This is a genomic window from Pseudomonas sp. R28(2017) (genome assembly GCF_002112505.1).
Taxonomy (GTDB): Bacteria; Pseudomonadota; Gammaproteobacteria; order Pseudomonadales; family Pseudomonadaceae; genus Aquipseudomonas.
Genome location: NZ_NEHW01000008.1, coordinates 270630 through 292260 on the forward strand (window position 1 = coordinate 270630; position 21631 = coordinate 292260).

At 59.8% G+C, this 21631-nt stretch carries 20 protein-coding genes and 6 tRNA genes; 10 read left to right on the forward strand and 16 right to left on the reverse strand.

Annotation, left to right across the window (positions count from 1 at the left end; all coding sequences use genetic code 11):
- Positions 1 to 286 precede the first annotated feature (286 nt).
- Entirely contained in the window at positions 287 to 775 is a 489-nt protein-coding gene (locus CAF78_RS28090; protein WP_143515066.1) for a hypothetical protein, read from the forward strand.
- A 488-nt stretch (positions 776 to 1263) separates the two neighbouring features.
- Here the strand turns inward: CAF78_RS28090 and CAF78_RS16320 are convergent, their stop codons facing one another.
- The 7 genes from CAF78_RS16320 to CAF78_RS16355 all read right to left on the reverse strand — a co-directional run bounded on the left by CAF78_RS16320 (position 1264) and on the right by CAF78_RS16355 (position 8235).
- The gene (locus CAF78_RS16320) at positions 1264 to 2322 is read right to left on the reverse strand and encodes a serine protease (RefSeq protein ID WP_085674037.1); all 1059 of its coding nucleotides are present in this window, start codon (positions 2320 to 2322) and stop codon (positions 1264 to 1266) included.
- Between the two features lie 439 nt (positions 2323 to 2761).
- Positions 2762 to 3862: a hypothetical protein gene (locus CAF78_RS16325; protein ID WP_085674039.1), complete on the reverse strand. Its 1101-nt coding sequence runs from the start codon at positions 3860 to 3862 to the stop codon at positions 2762 to 2764.
- Between the two features lie 176 nt (positions 3863 to 4038).
- Entirely contained in the window at positions 4039 to 4326 is a 288-nt protein-coding gene (locus tag CAF78_RS16330) for a hypothetical protein (RefSeq protein ID WP_085674041.1), read from the reverse strand.
- Positions 4323 to 5303, reverse strand: a complete 981-nt coding sequence (locus tag CAF78_RS16335) for an integrase domain-containing protein (protein ID WP_085674043.1) — start codon at positions 5301 to 5303, stop codon at positions 4323 to 4325. The genes CAF78_RS16330 and CAF78_RS16335 overlap by 4 nt, the downstream gene beginning before the upstream one ends.
- A gap of 890 nt (positions 5304 to 6193) precedes the next feature.
- Positions 6194 to 7516: an integrase arm-type DNA-binding domain-containing protein gene (locus tag CAF78_RS16345; protein WP_085674045.1), complete on the reverse strand. Its 1323-nt coding sequence runs from the start codon at positions 7514 to 7516 to the stop codon at positions 6194 to 6196.
- A gap of 162 nt (positions 7517 to 7678) precedes the next feature.
- Positions 7679 to 7754, reverse strand: a tRNA-Thr gene (locus tag CAF78_RS16350).
- 70 nt (positions 7755 to 7824) lie between these two features.
- The gene (locus CAF78_RS16355) at positions 7825 to 8235 is read right to left on the reverse strand and encodes a pilin (RefSeq protein WP_085674048.1); all 411 of its coding nucleotides are present in this window, start codon (positions 8233 to 8235) and stop codon (positions 7825 to 7827) included.
- Positions 8236 to 8450: 215 nt separating this feature from the next.
- On the opposite strand from CAF78_RS16355, the gene CAF78_RS16360 reads away from it, so the two are divergent.
- The 4 genes from CAF78_RS16360 to yacG are packed head-to-tail and all read left to right on the forward strand — an operon-like array spanning position 8451 to position 11348.
- Complete coding sequence (locus tag CAF78_RS16360; protein ID WP_085674050.1) at positions 8451 to 9659, forward strand: type II secretion system F family protein; 1209 nt, start codon at positions 8451 to 8453, stop codon at positions 9657 to 9659.
- 2 nt (positions 9660 to 9661) lie between these two features.
- Positions 9662 to 10528: an A24 family peptidase gene (locus CAF78_RS16365; protein ID WP_085674052.1), complete on the forward strand. Its 867-nt coding sequence runs from the start codon at positions 9662 to 9664 to the stop codon at positions 10526 to 10528.
- The gene (coaE, locus tag CAF78_RS16370; protein WP_085674054.1) at positions 10528 to 11151 is read left to right on the forward strand and encodes a dephospho-CoA kinase; all 624 of its coding nucleotides are present in this window, start codon (positions 10528 to 10530) and stop codon (positions 11149 to 11151) included. Before CAF78_RS16365 ends, coaE begins: the two co-directional genes overlap by 1 nt.
- A complete protein-coding gene (gene yacG / locus CAF78_RS16375; RefSeq protein ID WP_085674056.1) occupies positions 11148 to 11348 on the forward strand; it encodes a DNA gyrase inhibitor YacG in 201 nt (66 codons plus the stop codon). The genes coaE and yacG overlap by 4 nt, the downstream gene beginning before the upstream one ends.
- 127 nt (positions 11349 to 11475) lie before the next feature.
- On the opposite strand, the gene CAF78_RS16380 is transcribed toward yacG, so the two are convergent.
- A complete protein-coding gene (locus tag CAF78_RS16380; RefSeq protein ID WP_085674058.1) occupies positions 11476 to 12159 on the reverse strand; it encodes an energy-coupling factor ABC transporter permease in 684 nt (227 codons plus the stop codon).
- A 104-nt stretch (positions 12160 to 12263) separates the two neighbouring features.
- Between CAF78_RS16380 and CAF78_RS16385 the strand changes: the two genes are divergently transcribed.
- The 3 genes from CAF78_RS16385 (at position 12264) to CAF78_RS16395 (ending at position 14579) form a co-directional block, all read left to right on the forward strand.
- On the forward strand, positions 12264 to 12893 hold the full coding sequence (locus tag CAF78_RS16385; RefSeq protein WP_027918232.1) for a DUF1780 domain-containing protein: 630 nt from the start codon (positions 12264 to 12266) through the stop codon (positions 12891 to 12893).
- 132 nt (positions 12894 to 13025) lie between these two features.
- Positions 13026 to 13199: a DUF3094 domain-containing protein gene (locus tag CAF78_RS16390; RefSeq protein WP_008091951.1), complete on the forward strand. Its 174-nt coding sequence runs from the start codon at positions 13026 to 13028 to the stop codon at positions 13197 to 13199.
- Positions 13200 to 13283: 84 nt separating this feature from the next.
- Positions 13284 to 14579, forward strand: a complete 1296-nt coding sequence (locus CAF78_RS16395) for an NAD(P)/FAD-dependent oxidoreductase (RefSeq protein WP_085674060.1) — start codon at positions 13284 to 13286, stop codon at positions 14577 to 14579.
- Between the two features lie 149 nt (positions 14580 to 14728).
- Here the strand turns inward: CAF78_RS16395 and CAF78_RS16400 are convergent.
- From CAF78_RS16400 to rluD, 8 genes are all read right to left on the reverse strand, one after another.
- Positions 14729 to 14804, reverse strand: a tRNA-Lys gene (locus CAF78_RS16400).
- A gap of 5 nt (positions 14805 to 14809) precedes the next feature.
- Positions 14810 to 14886 (reverse strand) — tRNA-Pro (locus CAF78_RS16405).
- Positions 14887 to 14933: 47 nt separating this feature from the next.
- Positions 14934 to 15009: transfer RNA gene (locus CAF78_RS16410), tRNA-Lys, on the reverse strand.
- Between the two features lie 6 nt (positions 15010 to 15015).
- Positions 15016 to 15092 (reverse strand) — tRNA-Pro (locus CAF78_RS16415).
- Positions 15093 to 15096: 4 nt separating this feature from the next.
- Positions 15097 to 15172 (reverse strand) — tRNA-Asn (locus tag CAF78_RS16420).
- A 456-nt stretch (positions 15173 to 15628) separates the two neighbouring features.
- Positions 15629 to 18193: an ATP-dependent chaperone ClpB gene (gene clpB, locus CAF78_RS16425; protein ID WP_085674062.1), complete on the reverse strand. Its 2565-nt coding sequence runs from the start codon at positions 18191 to 18193 to the stop codon at positions 15629 to 15631.
- A gap of 220 nt (positions 18194 to 18413) precedes the next feature.
- Positions 18414 to 19154 (reverse strand): peptidoglycan editing factor PgeF, encoded by a 741-nt coding sequence (gene pgeF, locus CAF78_RS16430; RefSeq protein WP_085674065.1) that lies wholly within the window; start codon positions 19152 to 19154, stop codon positions 18414 to 18416.
- Positions 19151 to 20113, reverse strand: a complete 963-nt coding sequence (gene rluD / locus CAF78_RS16435; protein WP_085674127.1) for a 23S rRNA pseudouridine(1911/1915/1917) synthase RluD — start codon at positions 20111 to 20113, stop codon at positions 19151 to 19153. The genes pgeF and rluD overlap by 4 nt, the downstream gene beginning before the upstream one ends.
- Before the next feature lie 147 nt (positions 20114 to 20260).
- On the opposite strand from rluD, the gene CAF78_RS16440 reads away from it, so the two are divergent.
- Together CAF78_RS16440 and CAF78_RS16445 are read left to right on the forward strand one after the other, a co-directional pair.
- Positions 20261 to 21280, forward strand: coding sequence for an outer membrane protein assembly factor BamD (locus CAF78_RS16440; protein WP_085674067.1), 1020 nt, complete (start codon positions 20261 to 20263; stop codon positions 21278 to 21280).
- A 93-nt stretch (positions 21281 to 21373) separates the two neighbouring features.
- Positions 21374 to 21598 carry a PP0621 family protein gene (locus CAF78_RS16445; protein ID WP_085674069.1) on the forward strand — a complete coding sequence of 75 codons (225 nt, stop codon included), beginning with the start codon at positions 21374 to 21376 and terminating at the stop codon, positions 21596 to 21598.
- The last annotated feature ends 33 nt before the right edge of the window (positions 21599 to 21631 follow it).

A 21631-nucleotide genomic window follows, 5' to 3' on the forward strand; every position in this document is an offset into this window, starting at 1 on the left:
ACCACTTTCGGCCATAAGCGGCCGGTCACAATTGACTCGCTCAGTGCGGATGGAGTAGCGTCGGAAATGATTTTGCTCGCGCATGTGGTCAAGCAGCTTGGGCTTACCGTCCATGGTGTATGAATCCCCTTTATACCGTCATCACACCGCGCGCGCCCCAGCCTAGAAGGAGATGGCAAAGAGGACAAGGAATTTTATCCTTCATGGCTGATAAAAAGTTATCACACCACTTGATGTATATTTATAGTTAGCTGCCTGAAGCCTAGTATTGAGCAAGAGGGTTGATATGAGTGATTGGGAAGACTTTTGCGACGGAATGGGATGGAGAAATGATGAGCACGCTACAGATAAGCTAATAGACTATATTGAAGGAAAAAACCCAAAGAACTATTCAGGTCGTCGCGACAGAGAGTTCACCCCTGAGCAAAAGCGTGCTTATGCAATTAAAAAAGAGGAGGAGCGCCGGATTTTCTCTACTCCTATTGGCCAATATATTGCTAGTCACTGGGGGCGCGGGGATATCTTTAACATTAAAGAGAGTATGTGGACTGATAATGGGTCGAATTTTAAGTCTATATACTTTGAAATCGGAAAGGGCTTTTTTCATGTGACGATAACCAAGTGCAATGAAACAAATTTTACAGTTGAATTTTGCAATATTACCGGCAGATCTCCAATATGCACACAGATATCAGGGAATCGGTTAACCCCAAGCCTAATCGAACAGGCGGTGAGTGAAAATGATAAATTGGTCAGTGCTAGAAACAGGCGTTAATAATTTTGTTGGGAAGTAGATCTGTTTATCTAATAAACATAACCAGGTTTACCAGGCAAATGCAGCTAACCAGGCATATACGAACTGTCCCCACCTGTAGTGAATAAAGCTTGACCTTCAACCCTGTCGTCAGTGCGGTTGTCTTCTTAAACCCAACCTGTGATGGGCTTAGATGCCGTAGCCACTCTGCCATTCGCAAACGACCGCTGTGGATCGATTGCTGACGTACCTGACTCACCGCTATCGACCCGTGGCAGCCGTTCGTGGAGGGCAGCAAACTATTTTTCATCAAAATACTGAGACGAAGCGGTGCGTGGAGGCTTCGGGATTATGCCGAGCTTGTCAGCGTTAGCTTTAAATTGACAGCCGCCTACAGCTGCTGACCGAAAGCAACGGATAAGTCTAGCAAAGCATCGCCGATACCCCCACCAACGATTCAATTAAGTCAGGCTGAGATAGCGTGCGGATGGGCTGCTCGCTATGACTGTCTATTGCTTCGATTTGAGTTGCCACTGGCTACGTTCCACAGCCATTGTCTTGTAGCCAGCGCTTTCAAATAGGTGCGCGACCGCCTCGCCGGCTTTTACCAAAAGCCCGGCTGGGGGATTTTCTGTAGGCATGTAAAGCCCAGGACCACCTTCAGTTTCCTCGAGATAGAGGGGCGTGACCGCATCGAATGTAGAAACTGCCTCGGAAAGCATTGCCTCGTCCGAACAGTTAATTTCTACGAATACGTCTCGGTCGTCATCATAGATGTAGATGCTTGCATCATAGATGAAGGAGCTGAGGGCTCTACTAGAAGGGTTCGAGAATTTGGCGGCGAATACCGCGTCACTGTAGCGGCCAGGATAGCTTCCATGAATACTAAATCCAAACTTCTCGGCCGCTAAGTCCACCGCTGGCTCAATCGAAAGTAGACTCATGTAACCAGTTTCCACGGGCATATCACCTTGTCCTAAGCTCTCCGTGACGAGCGCTAGCGCCACCCCAGATTGATCAAGTGCTACCCCCCCACTGAACCCACCACGCGCCATCGCTGAGGCAATGAAGTGAAGGACAGGTGAATGCCATACCCGCACCACGGCGTTAATTTGACCGAGAGTGACCACCTGGCAAGGTACCGTAGTAAATGGGATCGGGGGATAACCTACTATGAGGACATCGGAAAGGACTAAGTCGTTCTCCCTCAAAGAGTAATCCGTGTGATCGCTGACCGTGATTGATGGTAAAGGTGTAGCACCCAGATCAACTTTAAAAATAGCAAGATCTAGGCCGTCACGACCAAAATACGGGCCATCAACAATCTTCAGGCGCCGAGGAGGCACTACTTTGTCTTCTGCTTCCTCTCTTAGGTGCCCTGACTTAGTGGTTGCGATTTCTTTAATTGTTACCCCTTCAACCACGTGCCGTGCAGTGACAAAAACACCATCGCCGATGTGAAAAGCCGAGCCTATACCTTCATCGCCCTTCTCGTTGATGATGGCAACATATGCCACTGCCCCTGCCGCCCGTGTGTAGGTTTCGTGGAAGCGGTTTTTTTCAGTCATTAGAACGCGTTCCTGTAACTTAACGTTAGATTCCATAGGTTGGGCAGCCGTCGCTGTCCAGCTTGAGTCAATTTGGCACACCTCCGCAGATTGTATGGTACTGGATATGTGCGAGATGGGCAGCATCGTGGCTTGCCGCCCAGACAGGCCTAGCTGAGACCTGCCACATCAGCTATGACCAGTAGATACGGGACGTAGTCAGCATTTTCTCGAACCAGCATAAACGCTGCTAATGGCTGCTTGCAGATAAGTGAATCGCACCGGCCTTCTGGGACACGGCTGAGCGTCAGCTATGGGTCGAAAGCGGCCAGTTGCGAACGACTGCTATCGACCCAAAGCTGTCTTTCGCGAAAGACAGCAATCGGTCAAAAGCAGTCAGCGGCGGGTGGTAGCTTCCCCCCAAAGGCGGCTCTAGACATAGAATAAATCTGTTAGCGGCTCACCAATTTCGTTCCATTGAAAGCAAATAAGAGTAAGGACTATCTATTATGGTACGCCGTCTCTGATTTGCTAATAAGACTGCTGATGCTGTCAGCGAGATTCCCACTCCAGCAACCAAAGCGATAGAGGTTGGAATACCTGCAAGGATTGCTGTCGAAGTTGGGGCAGCTGAGAAGAATGAAACCTTTAATAACCCGCTAAGGCCTGCATCCCAACGTTGAGCCCGCAGAGACTCTCGGAGACTATGCATCGCTGGCAATACGTTGGCCTGATACTGGTCTGATACGGCTTGTCGCAGCGCCTCGATAGGTACCTCTTTAGGCAAGTCCGCGGTAAGACGTGAGATTTCTCGCCGAAATACAGCCAGCTCTTCCGCGTGGTATTTTTTGAACTTGAGAATTTCACCCACCGACAGATGCTCAGGCAAAGAAATTCCCTGCACCATAAGATCAATGAGCAAACTAGGGGCAACATCTGTTGGCAACGAGCGCCTCGATCCAAACGCGTCGAACTGGCGGCCAACGCGTCGATCGCCAGTAGTGCCAAGCGGCTTTCCCTTGCGCACAGCGATTGCCAATTGGTCTGCTGCAGACGACTCGGTCACCAAGCCTAGGCCTAGTCGCTCAGCCAATTGAGAGGCGAGGAGCGTCATGTAGAAATTTGCGAAACCAGGTGCGACGTGAAGCCAACCGTCATCATTAAGCCCACGCTCAAGTTCTGAGCGGATCATGTATGGCAGCTTTTCCGGATGAATATGAGCAAGCTCGCGCAGCTCGTAGGACATCTTCTCGGGATGAATTCTACGAGTCGGGTGTTTGTCTGTATCAAACATTACACCGGCCGAGGCTGGGTCCGTAAGAAATTCGAGAACTTTTTCAGTGAGCTCCTCAACTTCCTCCATATCCGATGAAACACGAACTGGATTGAGTACGCCTTCATCACAAAGGGCACGAGCAAAATCATTCGAGTAAGGTTCACGATGGGAAACGGGGACTATTGTTCGGACGGAGTCCCAGAACAACACCGCACTTCGTAGCCAACGCTCATTTTTTATGTCGATGTATGGGTAGTAAAGCGCTGTTGAAAAGGCTGTGGGCATCAGAGTTCCTCCATGATAATTTTTGATTGACTAGCCGCCGTGCAGCTACATCAGTGTGGCATGGAACTCCCTTCGGCGTGTCCATGGCCGGTTTCTGCCGGTGTTGACCGACCGCTTCGGGTCGAGAGCCGTCATTCAGGACTCGGCAGTTTTCCGAATGCGGTTTGTCGTGAGTATCAATCATATCTTTGGGACTTGAAGACCCATGGCTTTTCTAAACGACGAGCAAGCAGCCGCACGGTCAACAGGTAGTAATACTGAGTCGCCTCGCATCGTCCAGCCAGGCGATGCTCAAGAAACCAAGCCACATGTTTTCTCCGCCAGGCCCAAGGTGATTCGAGCTTCCAACGATCAGATATCTCCGCTTGGATGAGCTCTGCTTGCCGTAAATGGCGCTGCCGCGTTGCGTACGACCCCGTCAGAACCGCAGACAAGAACAGTTCCATGTCGAATGGTTTACTCACGCGCGCCCTCCAATGTAAGCAGCTACTCTATCGATCCGACCGTGTCCCAGCTCGTGGCTGATCTGCTTCCGGGCCTCACGATCAAGGTTCCGATCTAACGGGCAACATTGGCCGCCATTGATAGGCGCGCGGTGTTGAGTGATTTGCTCATAGCGCTCACAGGCATACGCCGCCCGTAGCTCATGGAAGCCCTTGAAGTTGTGTGCATGCAGGACCTCCCGCGCAGGGCGGATGATTTGATGCAGAACATTCAGGTAGCTTTCGTGTGGCGCAATCAGGTTGCGGCTACCCGCAGGCGAAATCTGCCGTGCAAACTTAAGTGCATCTCGAACTTGGCCGTCCACCGCAATCCAACGCGGTGCCGAGGCACCGGCGCGACCGCCTTTGGTGCCATCCTGAATGTTAATTCTACCTAGATCGTTAGCCTCACGGCCTAGCCGCGGCAGGTCAGCCAAGATGGCCTCTCGCAAGCGCATGCCGGTGGCTCGCGCCAAAAGAACGATCGCAGCGGCTCGTAAGTGATGACGATTGCAAAGCGCATCAACGATCTGTTTAACCTGTTCGCGGTCTTGGCCCTGCGGCACTGAATGTCGGACCCCGATGCGCTGCATACCCAACGCTTTGCTCGGACTTGGCAACTTCACGTAATGATCACCCCGAAGCGCCGCCATGGTCCTGTTAACGCTGGATAGCCGATTTTGTGCGGTGCTGACGGCAAGGTCACCGCGCCCAACCACGTCACGCAGATACGCCGCATAGTCGGCCAACACCTTCCGATCAATCTGCCGGGCATCATTGATGCCGGGCCCCTGTTCGGAGCGGCACCATTTGACGAATGCGTGCCACCGATCACAGTGCGCCTTGACCGTGCCATAGTGGCCTCCGCCAAACATGTCTTTCAGCGCTTGTGGACCTGCGTAGCTCAATTGCCTTCCGTAGCCGAAATTGCGACCATCGCGTCTACCCACCAATGCCATGTCGGTCACCTCATCTCCGATCCTCGCCCCACGTCATCCCGCCAAGAATGTTGAGTGTTATCAGGGATCAAGGCCCCTGCGACCTGTGGGGTGTCCTCTCACGCGGGACCATCGGCTCCTTACGACCGGGAGCAAGGGCATCTCATGATCTAGCCTCCTGGACACCGTTACCGGTGGGCGGGTGGAGGCTGCATTGGCTGACGAGACCAGTGCCTGAAGATCCTGAGCCGGGTGAACACAGCGATGCGATGACCGGGGCATGCCTGACTGTCAGTCAGGTGCAGTCCCTGGTCTGCGGCACCATCATCTACATCGCTGTTGCTGGTGACATCGGCGTTTGTCACGCCGATTGTCATGAGTGGTGTAGCCGCAAAGCCAAGTGCGATGAGGGCTGCAGCAGTGCTAGAAGCGCCCGTCTCTTTCCAGGAGAAAGAGACGGGCGCAGGTTGGCGAAAGATTCGGCCAAGCGGATAGGTTGCTGCAGGGCAGCGAAGTAGGAGGTGCTGTCTGGCGCACGAGGGCCATGATCTGAAGTAGGCATCCATCACCGGGGAGGTGACCGGGCGAGCTGCCGGATGCGAATCGCCATTTGGGGGGAGAACCACCGCAGGAGCGGCGTGACCTTGAAGGTTCTGGCCACCTGGGGTGCTGTCAACGACAGCCTTTGCACGGTCTTTTCTACGCCCGCAATTCGAGAGGGTCAAGCGACTCGCCCGCTGGATTTTGCAGTTGAAAATGACGTTGGGCGTGTACGGAATCCCGTGGTTTCCGGTGGCCGATTGGGTGCTTTTGATTTTTTAGGTGAGGTCCATCCAAACAGGGCGGCTTTGCAGCCCTGTTTGGATGGACCCGCATGGAAAGCGGATCATCGAAACTTCAAAGCCGTGCACTCACTCGACTGCGCCACGCCTTGCTCTGAGGCTAGAAACGTTTGCCCCGGCCTGATTCGCGAACTCATGTGGCGAGATATGCTCCTGCCGGTTCGCTTCGAGGTAACGGCTCCACCAACTCATGATCATTCGCCGTTCCTCCAGGAACTCAGCCTTGTGGATATACGCCGCCCGAACATTGTTGCGCTCCCTGTGGCTCATCTGCCGCTCGATAGCGGTCTCTGACCACAGCCCGGATTCGACCAAGGCACTGCACGCCATGGACCGGAAGCCATGCCCGCAGATTTCGGTCTTGGTGTCATAACCCATATTCCGCAGAGCGCTGTTGACCGTGTTCTCGGACATAGGCTTCCACGAGCGAGCGTCACTGGTGAACACCAGGTCGAAGTACCCCGTGATCGCATGAATCTGTTCGAGCAACATCACCGCTTGCGGTGAAAGCGGGACAAGGTGGATGTCGCCCGCCATCTTTGTCCCTCTGGTCGAGTACGGAACGCCGTCTAACGCGGGCCGCGTATCAGGTATCTCCCAAATACCGCGCTTCAGGTCGAACTCACTCCAACGTGCGAAGCGCAATTCACTGGAGCGTACGAACACATGCAGGGACAGCATGACGGTCAGCCGAGTGAGCGGGCGTCCCTTGTAGTTCTCGATGCGGTCCATCAACTCAGGCAGACGAGAGAGCGGGAGTGCAGGCCGGTGCGTAACCCGTGGCGCGCTGATGAAGCCCTCAAGATCATTTGCAGGGTTCACCGTGATCAGCCGCTGCCGCTTAGCCTCACGCATGATGCTCTGTAGGTAGTTTTGCACCCTCAAGGCCACATCGATCGTGCCGCGTTTTTTGATCTCTTCCAGCGGCTGCATGAGGTCGAAGGTATCCAGATCAACGATGGCGCGTGCGCCGAGCAGCGGGAATACGTGAGTCTTTAAGCGACTCAACACAGTCCTAGAATGGCCCGGCGCCCACTTCACGGACATTTCCTTATGCCAGTCCAAGGCAACGCGTTCGAATGTGTGGCCTCTGACAACTGCCTCGGCCTTGGCCTGCTGCTTGGACGCAATCGGATCAATGCCCTCAGCCAGCATCCGCTTGGTCTCCAGACGCTTCTGCCGAGCATCTGCAAGTCCGATGACGGGATAGTTGCCAAACGAGGTCAGCCCCTCTCGCCCATCCGGTTTCACATACCGGAAACGCCAGCCTTTGCGGCCATTGGGGTAAACGAGGAGGTAAAGACCGTCACCGTCGAAAAGCTTGTAGGGGCGGTCAGTAGGCTTGGCCGAGCGGCAGGCGGTGTCAGTGAGGGGAGCAGTAGTACGAGCCATAGGGGTAAACCCCTTTAACGAATCGACTTTATCCCAAACCTTACCCCTAAATCGGCTGGCAGCTGTCGGAATCCGACGGAACGCCATAACGAAAAAACCCGCCAGAAGGCGGGTTTTACGGGGGGTTCCAGAGATTTTAGTAGCCTTCACTGGAACCTGGACTGGTGCCGGAGACAGGAATCGAACCTGCGACCTTCGCGTTACGAGTGCGCTGCTCTACCTACTGAGCTACACCGGCGTGTAGCGCAACGTACCACTGCCGCACCTGCCGCGTAAACCCCTGTTTCCCCGGTCTTATTCCCCTCCCCTCAGGGCGCTTTGCAACCCTTCGGCGCGAGGTCTTCCTCGATATCGGTCGTGCAGGTCCAGCCAGTTGGCGAGCGCGTCAGGGCAAGGCTCTTGCCAACCACATTGGCCGGCACATCAACCAGGGCGCATGCAATCGTGCCAATCCCGTCAGCCGCCTTGCTGCTCACCGCAATCGCACAGTTCGCCGTCGCCGGCTGGCCGCCCAGTTCGGCCACGTTGTTCACATCCTTGCCTTCGTTCAAGCGCACTTCCATCGCCGTCTTCAGCGCGCTGATCTCCAGCAACCCGGCCGCCGCCTTGGTGCGGGACTGGTGGTTGGTGTACATCGGGATGGCGATGGTCGCCAGAATGCCGATGATCGCGACAACGATCATCAGTTCGATCAGGGTGATACCGCGTTGCCCTTTCATGAACGATTTCCTTTTTGATACGTGTACTCGTGGAGGTCAGGCTCGCCCCCAGCTGGCAGCGGCGCAGTAGGCCTGAACAGACACCTTTTGTCACCCCTGCCCGCCAGGGCGTCATCTTCGCTGAACTACTCTAGTGAGGATCACGGACGCACGCCCGCTCAGGGACGCGGCAAGCTGTTTCCAGGCTTGTCGCCCGGGCAGAAAAGGACCTTTGCATGAACTCATCGACACAGCTCTATGCATGGCGCGGCACCGATGCCAGTGGCGCCGCGGTCAGCGGCCAGGTCAGCGGGCGCAGCCCGGCTTTTGCACGGGCCAGCCTGCAGCGTCGGGGCATTCGCGTGGCCAGCCTGCGGGCGGCCGGCGGGTTTGAATGGCGGTTGCCGAAGGCGCGGGAAAAGGCCGACCCGGCGGGTTTCAGCCGGCAACTGGCGACCTTGCTCAAGGCCGGGGTGCCGCTGCTGCAGGCCTTCGAGGTGATGGGCCGCAGTGGCTGCAGTGCGGGGCAGGCAGCCTTGCTGGATAAATTGAAACGGGATGTGGCGTCGGGCCTGGGGCTGGCGGATGCGCTGCAGCGCCATCCGGCGTGGTTCGATGGCTTGTACTGCAACCTGATTCGCGTGGGCGAGCAATCCGGCACGCTCGATCGGCAGCTGGAGCAATTGGCGGGGATGCTGGAGCAGCGCCAGGTGCTGCGAAAAAGGGTGCGCAAGGCCATGCTCTATCCGTTGCTGCTGTTGCTGACTGGCCTGGGGGTTTCAGCGGTGTTGTTGCTGGAGGTGATTCCGCGCTTCGAGAGCCTGTTTGCCGGTTTCGGTGCCGCGTTGCCGGCCTTCACGCAGTGGGTGATCAACTTGTCCACAGGGCTGGGGCGCTATGCGCCGCTGCTGTTGATAACCGGGCTGGGCCTGGGTTTCGCTGTGACCCGGCTGTACCTGAAGCATGCGCCAGCGCGCTTGTGGATAACTGCTCAAGCCTTGCGCCTTCCTGTGTTCGGCAGGCTGTTGAGCCAGGCGGCGCTGGCGCGTTTTGCCCGCACCCTGGCCACGTCCTATGCGGCGGGGGTGCCGTTGCTGGATGCGCTGGTCACCGTGGCCAAGGCCTGCGGCGACGATCTGCACGAACAGGCGGTGCAGCGCTTGCGCCAGGGCATGGCCAACGGCCAGGCGCTGAATCAGGCGATGGCCAATGAACCGCTGTTCCCGCCATTATTGGTGCAACTCACCGCCATTGGTGAATCCAGCGGCACGCTGGACCAGATGCTGGCGAAGTCCGCCAGCCATTACGAGGAACAGGTCAGCCAGGCACTGGACCAGTTGACCAGCCTGCTGGAGCCGGCCATCGTGCTGATCCTGGGCCTGCTGGTCGGTGGCCTGGTGGTGGCGATGTACCTGCCGATCTTCCAGTTGGGTAGCTTGATCTGAACATGACTCCATGGACATTACTGGCCGAACAGCCGGCGTACTTCATCACCCTGGCGGCCGTGCTCGGCCTGCTGGTGGGCAGCTTCCTCAATGTGGTGGTGCATCGCCTGCCGATCATGCTCGAGCGCCAATGGCAGCGTGAGGCGCAGGAAGTGCTGGGCCTGCCGACCACCGAGCACGAACGTTTCAATCTGTCCCTCCCCGCCTCCCACTGCCCGCATTGCCACCACGCGATCCGCGCCTGGGAGAACATTCCCGTGCTGAGTTACCTGGCATTGCGCGGGCGTTGCTCGGCGTGCAAGCAACCGATCAGTGCGCGTTATCCGTTGGTCGAGGTGGGCTGTGCGCTGTTGTCGATGGCGGTGGCCTGGCATTCCGGCGCAGGCATCGAGGCCCTGGCCCTGCTGTTGCTGACCTGGAGCCTGCTGGCACTCAGCCTGATCGACCATGACCAGCAGCTGTTGCCCGATGTGCTGGTGCTGCCGACGCTGTGGCTGGGCTTGGTCGTCAATGCCTTCGACACTGTGGTGCCATTGCCCGATGCACTGTGGGGCGCGGTGGCCGGGTACCTGAGCCTGTGGTCGGTGTACTGGGTGTTCAAACTGATCACCGGCAAGGAAGGCATGGGCTATGGCGACTTCAAGCTGCTGGCGCTGATCGGCGCCTGGGGTGGCTGGCAGGTATTGCCGGTCACCTTGCTGCTGTCATCGGTGATCGGCGTGGTGGCGGGCCTGTGCCTGTTGCGTGTGCGCAGGCAATCCGTCGGCACTGCCATACCCTTTGGCCCTTATCTGGCCACTGCGGGGTGGATTGCTGTGCTCTGGGGTGATGAAATGTACGCCTTCTACCTGCAACTGTTTGGAATGTGATGAGCACCAAGGCCTTCACCCCCTGGATTCTCGGGCTGACCGGCGGCATCGGCAGCGGCAAGAGCGCCGCCGCCGAGCGCTTCGTCGAACTTGGCGTGCACCTGGTCGATGCCGACCAGGCGGCGCGCTGGGTGGTCGAGCCCGGCCGCCCGGCGCTGGCCAGCATCGTCGAGCGCTTCGGCCCCGGCGTTCTGCTGGACGATGGCCAGCTCGATCGTGCGGCCTTGCGCCAGCTGATCTTCGCCGACCCGGCTCAGCGCAAGTGGCTGGAGCAACTGCTGCACCCGTTGATCGGGCAGGAGATCTTCAGTTATCTGGCCAAGGCCGAGTCACCTTATGCGGTGTACGTGTCGCCGTTGCTGATCGAGTCGGGCCAGTACCAGAAGGTCAAGCGCGTGCTGGTGATCGATGTGCCGCAGGAGCTGCAGGTGGCGCGTACACTGGCGCGTGACAAGACCAACGCCGAGCAGGTGCAGGCCATTCTCAAGGCCCAGCTGGCCCGTGACGAACGCCTGGGCCATGCCGACGATGTGGTGGTCAATGACGGCGACCTGGCCGCGCTGCACGAGCAGATTGACCGCCTGCACCACTTTTACCTGACTTTACGAGGAGGCCAGCCATGAGCCAGCCATTGACCGTCGATTGCCCGACCTGTGGCGCACCTGTGGAATGGAACGAGAAGAACGCGTTCCGGCCGTTCTGTTCTGATCGCTGCAAGCTGATCGATCTGGGGGCCTGGGCGGCGGAGGAGCACAAGATTCCGGTGGCGCCGGATGCCGAGGATGAGCTGTTTTCCGGGGAGCTGGAGCCGCGGCATTGATTAGCTATCTCTGATACCTGTATCGGCCTCTTCGCGGGCACGCCCGCTCCCACAGGGAAGCCACAACCTTCAAGCCAGTGGTTATCCTGTGGGAGCGGGCTTGCCCGCGAAGAGGCCAGTACAGCTATCAGCGCTCATCATCCTTCCACGGTGCCTGCAGATACCGGGTGCGGTTGAACGTCTCCAGCCACTCCGGGCAAAACACCACCAGGGCACTGATCACCATGCCGTTGATGAATGCCTCCGGGAACATCATCAACCACAGGTAGCCGATAAAATCGCTGAGCCACTCCGGCATCGCAAAGCGCCCATCCAGCCACAGCACCCCCAACGCCACCGGTACGCAAATCAGCACCGTCAACGCAGCGGGGAAAAACCCCGAACAGAAGATATAGACGAACAGGTTACGCGGCTGCGCCCGCTCGACCAGCAGCGCGCACACTTCGGTGATCAGCACGGGCAACCCCACCAGCAGCAACCCGTTGACCCCAAGCGCCGCAAGATCCTGCCGGCCCAGCGCCAGCAAGCCAAGTTGCGCAAGGAAACCACCCAGAATCGCCAGCGGCCAGTCCAGCAACAAGGTCACCGCCGTCATGCCGATGAAGTGGTACGACACACCGGTATCGAAATCGCGCCTGACCAGCCACAGGGCAAACAGGCAGAACACGGTGCCAAACAGCAGGTGCTGACGGCGCCGGTCGGTGCACAACTCTACCCACCGTGTACGCGATGCAGCCCAGAGCAACAACGGGATATAGCCCAACCAACCGACGGTCAGGCTGGCAGAAGACAGGACGTGGGCGCTGATCACAGGCAAATCGCTCCTGGCACGGTTAGCCCGAGTCTACACCCTGATGCCGATTCCCACGGTCAAACAGGGCCTTACGTTCACAATTGCCGACTAAGCTTGTTCCCATGGATGACTCAGATTACCTGCGCCTGCTTACCATCCAGGCCGAACAAGCCAATGCCTTTCTCTCCAACGCCCGCAAGTGGGAGCGGGAGCGGTGGGTGTGCCAGCGCCTGTTGCAAGGGCTGAACATCCCCTACCGCAGCGAGGACTTCACCCCGGCCGGCCAGGAGCCCCCGGATGTGCTGTTCCGCGATGCCGCCTTTGAAGTGTTTTTCGTACTCGACGAAGGCCGCCGCCTGAACGACGAGTGGCGTGAAGAGCTGCAGCGCCGGCGCAGTGCCTTTTCCCTGGCCCAGCTGGTGCGCCGCGAGGCCCGCCCGCGGCGCATCGCCGCCGCCGAGCTGCTCGGGCGCCTGGCGCCGACCCTGCGCAAGAAGGCGCACAACTACCGCGAGCGCGGGCTGGACCTGAGCGAGCTGGACATCATCGCCTTTGCCAGCCTCAAGCGCGAAGTGCTCGACCTCAACACCCACTTCCCGCCGCCCACCGAATACCTGCGCCAGGGCTGGCGCTCGCTGTCGCTGGTGGGGCCGACCTTCGCCCGGGTGCTGTTCGCCCACCCCGATGCGCCGGACTTTCTGCGCGGCAACCTGGGGCGCAGCATCGTCTTCGACGTGGGCATCAGTCTTTGATCCACTGCCGAGAGTCTTTGCGATGGCGTAAACTCGGCGCCAGGGATAGAAAGCATTATCATTTGTTCAAAGCCCTTGCATGAACGCTGTGGCGTTCGTGCAGTCACAAACGTCTACCTGACGAGGCCCACCATGACCAGTCGCCTGAACCCGGAAGATCAGCGTCGTGTCGATGAGTATCTGCGAGCCCCCCAGCACCAAGTCGAGCGCCGGCCTTTCCGGCCCTGGCTGCTCCTTGTGCTGGTACTGGCCGTGACCATCGGGTTGGGTCTCATCAGCCGCCTGCTGAGTGGACTGGTGCTATGAGCTGCCTGGCGCTCGCCCTCCCCTCGCGCAGTTTGCGGCCGGCCCCTGGGGCCACGAATTCCGTAAACCTTATGAGATATCCCCATGACTCATCGCATCGTGATTGTCGGCGGCGGCGCCGGCGGCCTGGAACTGGCGACCCGCCTGGGTAAAAGCCTGGGCAAGCGCAAGCAGGCCGAGATCACCCTGGTCGACGCCAACCTCACGCACATCTGGAAGCCCCTGCTACACGAAGTGGCCGCCGGCTCGCTGAACTCTTCGGAAGACGAACTGAACTACGTGGCCCAGGCCAAGTGGAACCACTTCAACTTCCAGCTGGGGCGCATGAGCGGCCTGGACCGTGAAGGCAAGCAGATTCAACTGGCCGCGACCCTCGATGAAGAGGGCCGCGAATTGCTGCCTGCGCGCACCCTGGGCTACGACACCCTGGTGATCGCCGTGGGTTCGAACACCAACGACTTCGGCACCCTGGGCGCGGCGCAGCACTGCCTGTTCCTCGACACCCGCAAGCAGGCCGAGCGCTTCCACCAGCAGCTGCTGAACCACTACCTGCGTGCCCACGCCGGTGACGTGGCCAGCGAGCAGATCAGCGTGGCCATCGTCGGCGCCGGCGCCACCGGCGTGGAACTGGCAGCCGAGCTGCACCACGCGGCCCACGAACTGGCGGCCTACGGCCTGGACCGCATCCAGCCGAAGGACATGCACATCACCCTCATCGAGGCGGGCCCGCGCGTGTTGCCCGCACTGCCGGAGCGCATCAGCGTGCCGGTGCACAAGACCCTGGAAAAACTCGGGGTGAAGGTAATGACCAACGCCGCCGTGAGTGAAGTGACCGAAGATGGCCTGAAAACCAAGGACGGTGAAGTGATCCAGGCCAGCCTCAAGGTGTGGGCAGCGGGTATCCGGGCGCCGGGCTTCCTCAAGGACATCGACGGCCTGGAAACCAACCGCATCAACCAGCTGGTGGTGCGCCCTACCCTGCAGACCACCCGTGACGACAACATCTTCGCCTTCGGTGACTGCGCCGCCTGCCCGCAACCGGGTAGCGACCGCAACGTGCCGCCACGGGCCCAGGCCGCGCACCAGCAAGCCTCGATGCTGGCGCAGAGCCTGAAGGCACGCCTGGAGAACAAGGCGCTGCCGACTTACGAATACAAGGACTACGGCTCGCTGGTGTCGCTGTCGCGCTTCTCGGCGGTGGGCAACCTGATGGGTAACCTGATGGGCAGTGTGAAGCTGGAGGGCTGGCTGGCGCGGATGTTCTACGTGTCGCTGTACCGCATGCACCAGATGGCGCTGTACGGGTTCTTCCGCACTGCCTTGATGATGCTGGGCAGCAAGATTGGCCGGGGCACCGAGCCGCGGCTGAAGCTGCACTGACAGGCCGAAAAGGGCTTCACCTGTGGGAGCGGGCTTGCCCGCTCCCACAGGGGCACTCTTTTGCAGCGAGATCCGCGCAACCTGCGGCGAAGGGCAGTTTTCTTGAGGCCAAAGAAAAAGGGCATCTCTTTCGAGATGCCCTTTCTACATGGTGGGTCGTGTAGGATTCGAACCTACGACCAATTGGTTAAAAGCCAACTGCTCTACCAACTGAGCTAACGACCCAAAAATGGTCGGGGTGAGGGGATTCGAACTCCTGACATCCTGCTCCCAAAGCAGGCGCGCTACCGGACTGCGCTACACCCCGAGTGTTTCAAAAAAAAGGGCATCTCATTGGAGATGCCCTTTTCTACATGGTGGGTCGTGTAGGATTCGAACCTACGACCAATTGGTTAAAAGCCAACTGCTCTACCAACTGAGCTAACGACCCGGAAAATGGTCGGGGTGAGGGGATTCGAACTCCTGACATCCTGCTCCCAAAGCAGGCGCGCTACCGGACTGCGCTACACCCCGAGATTGGCTCCGCGACCTGGACTCGAACCAGGGACCCAATGATTAACAGTCATTTGCTCTACCGACTGAGCTATCGCGGAACTGAACTTCGGTACAACTCCGAAGACTGTGTTCGCTTCGGACTCTTGAGCTTCGCTGCTTTCGCTTTGTCGCTGCTGAGGCCGGCTATTCTACATTCTTCGTTTTGCTTGTCAACCACTTTTTTTCATTCAACTTACTGATTTGTAAGTTGTTTTGCGGTCACCGATGTTGCTGGTGATTCGCTTAGTGCCTGACAACGCGGCGTATATTAGGGGCACTCGATTTTTGATGCAAGCAAAAATTTCAAAATTTTCAGCAAGTTAACCTGCCCGCCCGGAAAGCCCCGATTTTACTGGGCCTGTATCGGCCTCTTCGCGGGCAAGCCCGCTCCCACAGGTACTGCACAGGCCTGGGAGACGGCACTATTCCTGTGGGAGCGGGCTTGCCCGCGAAAGGGCCAGCACAGGAAAACACACAAAAAAAACCCCGCCGAAGCGGGGTTTTGACAGCGGTGATCAGGCAAAGACGATTTCGTCGCCTTCGACCTTGGCGGTAATCGCCGTTCCTGGGAGGAACTTGCCAGCCAGGATCAGCTGCGCCAGCGGGTTCTCGATCCAGCGCTGGATCGCCCGCTTCAGCGGCCGTGCGCCATACACTGGGTCGTAACCCACGGCGATCAGCTTGTCCAAGGCCTCCGGGCTCAGGCTCAGCGACAGTTCGCGCTCGAGCAGGCGGCTGCGCAGGCGGCCAAGCTGGATCTCGGTGATACCGGCGATCTGCTCGCGGCCCAGTGGCTCGAACACCACCACTTCGTCGATACGGTTGATGAACTCCGGACGGAAGTGCGAACCCACCGCATCCATCACCGCCGCACGCTGCGCCTCGCGATCCCCTACCAGCTCCTGGATCTGCGCCGAGCCCAGGTTGGAGGTCATCACGATCACCGTGTTGCGGAAGTCCACGGTGCGGCCATGGCTGTCAGTCAGGCGGCCGTCTTCCAGCACCTGCAGCAGCACGTTGAACACATCCGGGTGAGCCTTTTCCACTTCATCCAGCAGCACCACCGAGTACGGCTTGCGGCGCACGGCTTCGGTCAGGTAGCCACCCTCTTCGTAACCCACGTAGCCTGGAGGAGCACCGATCAGGCGAGCCACGGAGTGTTTCTCCATGAACTCGGACATGTCGATGCGCACCATGGCCTCTTCGGTGTCGAACAAAAACTCGGCCAACGCCTTGCACAGCTCGGTCTTGCCCACGCCGGTCGGGCCGAGGAACAGGAACGAACCACTCGGCCGGTTGGGGTCGGACAACCCGGCACGCGAACGGCGCACGGCGTTGGCAACCGCAGTCACCGCCTCGCCTTGGCCGATCACCCGCTGGTGCAGCAGCTCTTCCATCTTCAGCAGCTTCTCGCGCTCGCCTTCGAGCATCTTCGCCACCGGGATGCCGGTCCACTTGGACACCACTTCGGCAATCTCTTCCTCGGTCACCTTGTTGCGCAGCAACTGGTTCTCGGTCTTGCCGTGCTGGTCGACCATCTGCAGGCTGCGCTCCAGGTCCGGGATCACCCCGTACTGCAGCTCGGCCATGCGGCTCAGGTCGCCTTTGCGACGGGCGGCTTCCAGCTCCTGGCGGGCCTGCTCGATCTTTTGCTGGATCTGCGCCGAGCCCTGCACTTCGGCTTTCTCCGACGCCCAGATCTCTTCCAGGTCGGAATACTCGCGCTCCAGCCGCTCGATTTCCTCGGTGAGCTTCTCGAGGCGCTTCTTGGCCGCCTCGTCTTCCTCTTTTTTCAGCGCCTGGGATTCCACCTTCAGCTGGATCAAGCGACGGTCGAGGCGGTCGAGCACTTCCGGCTTGGAGTCGATCTCCATGCGGATGCGGCTGGCCGCTTCGTCGATCAGGTCGATGGCCTTGTCCGGCAGCTGGCGGTCGGTGATGTAGCGATGGCTGAGCTTGGCCGCGGCAATGATCGCACCGTCGGTAATGGCCACCTTGTGGTGCACTTCATAGCGCTCTTTCAGGCCACGCAGGATGGCGATGGTGTCTTCCTCGCTCGGCTCTTCCACCAGCACTTTCTGGAAGCGCCGCTCCAGCGCCGCGTCCTTCTCGATGAACTGGCGGTATTCGTTGAGCGTGGTGGCGCCAACGCAGTGCAACTCGCCACGGGCCAGGGCCGGCTTGAGCATGTTGCCGGCGTCCATGGCGCCCTCGCCTTTGCCGGCGCCGACCATGGTGTGCAGTTCGTCGATGAACAGGATGATCTGGCCTTCCTGCTTGGACAGCTCGTTGAGCAGGCCTTTGAGGCGCTCTTCGAACTCACCGCGGTACTTGGCACCGGCAATCAGCGCGCCCATGTCCAGCGCCAGCAGGCGCTTGCCTTTCAGGCCATCGGGCACTTCACCGTTGATGATGCGCTGGGCCAGGCCCTCGGCGATGGCGGTCTTGCCCACGCCAGGCTCACCGATCAGCACCGGGTTGTTCTTGGTACGGCGTTGCAGCACCTGCACGGTGCGGCGGATTTCGTCGTCACGGCCGATCACCGGGTCGAGCTTGCCTTCTTCGGCGCGCTTGGTCAGGTCGACGGTGTACTTGTCCAGGGCCTGGCGCGACTCTTCGGCGTTGGCGTCATTCACCGCCGCACCGCCGCGCAGGTTGTTGATGGCGTTTTCCAGGGCCTTCTTGCTCACGCCCTGGCTCAGCAGCAGCTTGCCGAGCTTGCTGTTCTCGTCCATGGCAGCGAGCAGCACCAGTTCGCTGGAAATGAACTGGTCGCCCTTCTGCTGGGCCAGGCGGTCGGCCTGGTTGAGCAGGCGTGCCAGGTCCTGCGACATGTTCACGTCGCCGGTGGGGTTCTGGATTTTCGGTAACTGGTCGAGCTCTTTCACCAATGCCTGGCGCAGGCTGTTGATGTCGAAGCCGACCTGCATCAGCAGCGGCTTGATCGAACCGCCCTGCTGTTCGAGCAGTGCCTGCAACAGGTGCACGGGCTCGATGGCTGGGTGGTCCATGCCAACGGCCAGGGATTGGGCATCGGATATTGCAAGCTGTAGCTTGCTGGTCAAACGGTCTATTCGCATGGTGTACCTTCCTTTAAAGGGCAGGTCGGAGCGATGGACAGCGCCTGTTTATGGAGAAACCTGCCTGAGATGCCTTATAGATAAGGCTGATTCTGGAAGATTCAAGCGTAGCGGGGTTGACCGGCGTCAACCTGATGGATTAGCGCCGGCCCATTCGCGGGCATGCCCGCTCCCACAGCAACCCCGCAGGCCTTGGACGTGTTGCAGAGGCCCGTGCAGGTTAGCGCGGAGCCAGCCAGACCAGCGAGGCGAAGCGCCCACCTTGAGGGGTACGGCGATAGGAGAAGAAACGGGCATCACTGACCGTGCAGTAGCCACCGCCATAAACGGCTGTTACGCCACGCGCCGCCAGGCGTATGCGCGCCAGCTCGTAGATGTCGGCCATCAGCTTGCCCGGCCGCTCGCCGTCAACGAAAGCCCTGACCGCCTCAGGATGCACGGCGGTAAAGGCATCGCGCACTTCCAGCCCGACTTCGAAGGCCTTGGGGCCAATGGCCGGCCCGAGCCACACCAGCACCTCTTCAGGCGCCAGCGCCAGGCGATCGAGGGTAGCCTCAAGCACGCCACCCGCCAGCCCGCGCCAGCCGGCATGCGCGGCGGCCACACGCGTACCGGCGCGGTCGCAGAACAGCGCTGGCAGGCAATCGGCAGTCATCACGGTGCAGGCAATGCCCGGCTGGTCGGTCCAGCTGGCATCGGCTTCGGCCACCACGGCCGGGTCGGCATCTGCCACCACCAGGCCATGCACCTGCTTCAGCCAGGCGGGCTGGATGCTGAAGGTGTCGCTCAGGCGACGGCGATTCTCGACGACAGCAGCCGGGTCATCGCCGACATGATCGCCAAGATTGAATGTTTCGTAAGGCGGCAGGCTGACGCCGCCCTCACGGGTAGTGACACAGGCGCGTACCGAGGCCGGGGCTGGCCAGTCAGGGATCAGCAGCGACTGCGTCAGGCCGTTCATCCGACAAAGCTCTCGCGGTCCTGGTTGAGCAGCGACAGCAGCCAGACGAAGTCGTCCGGCAATGGCGATTCCCACTTCATGATTTCACCGGTGATCGGGTGAGCCAACGCGAGGAAGCGCGCATGCAGCGCCTGGCGCGGGAACGTCTTCACCGCCTCGACCATGGTCGGGCTGGCAGCCGGTGGAATGCGGAAGCGCCCGCCGTACGTCTGATCGCCGACCAGCGGGAAACCGACATGGGCCATGTGCACACGAATCTGGTGGGTACGGCCGGTTTCCAGCTTCACGCGCACGTGGGTATGCGAGCGGAAGCGCTTGAGCACGCGGTAGTGGCTGACGGCCGGCTTGCCGCCGTCGGTGACCGCCATGCGCTGGCGCATGCCGCCGTGACGGCCGATCGGGGCATCGATCTTGCCGCCTGCGGTGACTACGCCAATCACGATGCATTCATAGATGCGGCTGACCTTGCGCGCCTGCATCTGCTCGACCAGCTTGGTCTGCGCCTGCAAGGTCTTGGCCACCACCATCAGGCCGGTGGTGTCCTTGTCCAGGCGGTGCACGATGCCGGCGCGCGGCACGTTGACGATGTCTGGCACATGGTGCAGCAACGCATTGAGCAGCGTACCACTGGCATGCCCGGCGGCCGGGTGCACAACCAGCCCGGCAGGCTTGTTGATCACCATGATGTGGTCGTCTTCGTAGACGATATCCAGTTCGATATCTTCTGCGATCCACTCACCCTGGGCCTCTTGCTCGGCCTCCAGGACAAGTTGCGAACCGCCATGGACGAGGTCTCGAGGGCGCACGACCGCGCCATCGACCGTCAGGCGGCCTTCTTTGATCCACGAAGTAAGCCGCGAACGCGAATACTCGGCGAACAATTGGGCGGCGACTTGGTCGAGGCGTTGACCGCCCAGTTCGGACGGGACCTCTGCGCTAAGTTGAATGATCTCGGACATGCTCGATTCGGCGGGCGCACAGCCTTTGGTTTCGGCTGCGCGCTTGTGGTTAAATACGGCTTCTTTTGTCCCGGGGTTGGCCGGGGCGCTCATCATAACAGGACGGCACCGCCCAAGACAGCGGCCGTCAAAGGGACGCAAGCCGCCATGCAAGTGAAACACCTGCTGCTGATCGCCATCCTCGGGCTCACCGCGGCCTGTTCCTCCAATAAGGAAGTCATTGACGAGAACCTCAGCGAGGCCGAGCTGTATCAACAGGCTCAGGCTGACCTGGACAACTCCAGCTACACCAGCGCCGTGAACAAGCTCAAGGCCCTGGAGTCGCGCTACCCGTTCGGCCGCTACGCCGACCAGGCGCAGCTCGAGCTGATCTACGCCAACTACAAGAACTCCGAGCCCGAGGCCGCCAAGTCGGCTGCCGAGCGCTTCATTCGCCTGCACCCGCAGCACCCGAACGTCGACTACGCCTACTACCTCAAGGGCCTGACCTCGTTCGATCAGGACCGCGGCCTGCTGGCGCGCTTCCTGCCGCTGGACATGACCAAGCGTGACCCGGGCGCCGCCCGTGACTCGTACAACGAGTTCGCCCAGCTGACCAGCCGCTTCCCCAACAGCCGCTACGCGCCGGACGCCAAGCAGCGCATGATCTACCTGCGCAACCTGCTGGCTTCCTACGAAATCCACGTGGCCGACTACTACCTGAGCCGCCAGGCTTACGTGGCCGCCGCCAACCGTGGCCGCTACGTGGTCGAGAACTTCCAGGAAACCCCATCGGTCGGCGACGGCCTGGCGATCATGGTCGAGTCGTACCAGAAGATGCACCTGGACGACCTGGCGGCCACCAGCCTGGAAACCCTCAAGCTCAACTACCCGGACCACCCAAGCCTGGTCGATGGCCAGTTCCAGCCCAAGCAGACCGAGTCTGACGGCCGCGGCTGGCTGTCCAAGGCCACCCTGGGCCTGATCGAGACCGACACCCCGCTGCCGCCGGGCGAAACCCGCGCCAACCAGGACGTGGTCAAGCAGTTCCAGGACGCGCGCGACGAGATGCCGCAAGAGCTGCTGCCGAAGGACGAGAACGGCGACCCGATCGTGCCAGAAGGCCCGAAAGAAGCCGAGAAGGACCGCTCGTGGTTCAGCTACATGACCTTTGGTCTGTTCGACTGACCCACGCAGCATGAGAAAGGGAGGCCTGAGGCCTCCCTTTTTTTATGGCCGCGTCCTAGACTGTCGGCTTCTACAACCAACAAGCTGGACACCATGGTTCGCCTACTTTTCTGGATCGCCCTGATCGCCGCCGCGTTCTGGCTGTGGCGCAAGTTCAAAGTCAGCCAGCAGTCGCACCCCGAGCCAAAGCTCGACGCGCCATTGAAGATGGTGCGCTGCGCCCACTGCGGCGTGCACCTGCCCGACGACCGGGCACTGCAGCAGGGTAATGACTGGTATTGCAGCCAGGCGCACTTGCAGCAGGGGCCCGGCCAATAGCAGTAATCTGTTAGCTTGTGTCGCGAAAGGCCC

What these genes read in the sequence shown, in the direction of transcription:
- CAF78_RS16440 (WP_085674067.1), top strand. Translation starts at nt 20,261, where the DNA reads ATGCAAGTGAAACACCTGCTGCTGATCGCCATCCTCGGGCTCACCGCG.
- CAF78_RS16345 (WP_085674045.1), bottom strand. Translation starts at nt 7,516, where the DNA reads ATGGCTCGTACTACTGCTCCCCTCACTGACACCGCCTGCCGCTCGGCC.
- CAF78_RS16390 (WP_008091951.1), top strand. Translation starts at nt 13,026, where the DNA reads ATGACCAGTCGCCTGAACCCGGAAGATCAGCGTCGTGTCGATGAGTAT.
- CAF78_RS16335 (WP_085674043.1), bottom strand. Translation starts at nt 5,303, where the DNA reads ATGGCATTGGTGGGTAGACGCGATGGTCGCAATTTCGGCTACGGAAGG.
- CAF78_RS16360 (WP_085674050.1), top strand. Translation starts at nt 8,451, where the DNA reads ATGAACTCATCGACACAGCTCTATGCATGGCGCGGCACCGATGCCAGT.
- pgeF (WP_085674065.1), bottom strand. Translation starts at nt 19,154, where the DNA reads ATGAACGGCCTGACGCAGTCGCTGCTGATCCCTGACTGGCCAGCCCCG.
- CAF78_RS16445 (WP_085674069.1), top strand. Translation starts at nt 21,374, where the DNA reads ATGGTTCGCCTACTTTTCTGGATCGCCCTGATCGCCGCCGCGTTCTGG.
- CAF78_RS16385 (WP_027918232.1), top strand. Translation starts at nt 12,264, where the DNA reads ATGGATGACTCAGATTACCTGCGCCTGCTTACCATCCAGGCCGAACAA.
- rluD (WP_085674127.1), bottom strand. Translation starts at nt 20,113, where the DNA reads ATGTCCGAGATCATTCAACTTAGCGCAGAGGTCCCGTCCGAACTGGGC.
- CAF78_RS16395 (WP_085674060.1), top strand. Translation starts at nt 13,284, where the DNA reads ATGACTCATCGCATCGTGATTGTCGGCGGCGGCGCCGGCGGCCTGGAA.
- clpB (WP_085674062.1), bottom strand. Translation starts at nt 18,193, where the DNA reads ATGCGAATAGACCGTTTGACCAGCAAGCTACAGCTTGCAATATCCGAT.
- CAF78_RS28090 (WP_143515066.1), top strand. Translation starts at nt 287, where the DNA reads ATGAGTGATTGGGAAGACTTTTGCGACGGAATGGGATGGAGAAATGAT.
- CAF78_RS16365 (WP_085674052.1), top strand. Translation starts at nt 9,662, where the DNA reads ATGACTCCATGGACATTACTGGCCGAACAGCCGGCGTACTTCATCACC.
- yacG (WP_085674056.1), top strand. Translation starts at nt 11,148, where the DNA reads ATGAGCCAGCCATTGACCGTCGATTGCCCGACCTGTGGCGCACCTGTG.
- CAF78_RS16320 (WP_085674037.1), bottom strand. Translation starts at nt 2,322, where the DNA reads ATGACTGAAAAAAACCGCTTCCACGAAACCTACACACGGGCGGCAGGG.
- coaE (WP_085674054.1), top strand. Translation starts at nt 10,528, where the DNA reads ATGAGCACCAAGGCCTTCACCCCCTGGATTCTCGGGCTGACCGGCGGC.
- CAF78_RS16325 (WP_085674039.1), bottom strand. Translation starts at nt 3,862, where the DNA reads ATGCCCACAGCCTTTTCAACAGCGCTTTACTACCCATACATCGACATA.
- CAF78_RS16355 (WP_085674048.1), bottom strand. Translation starts at nt 8,235, where the DNA reads ATGAAAGGGCAACGCGGTATCACCCTGATCGAACTGATGATCGTTGTC.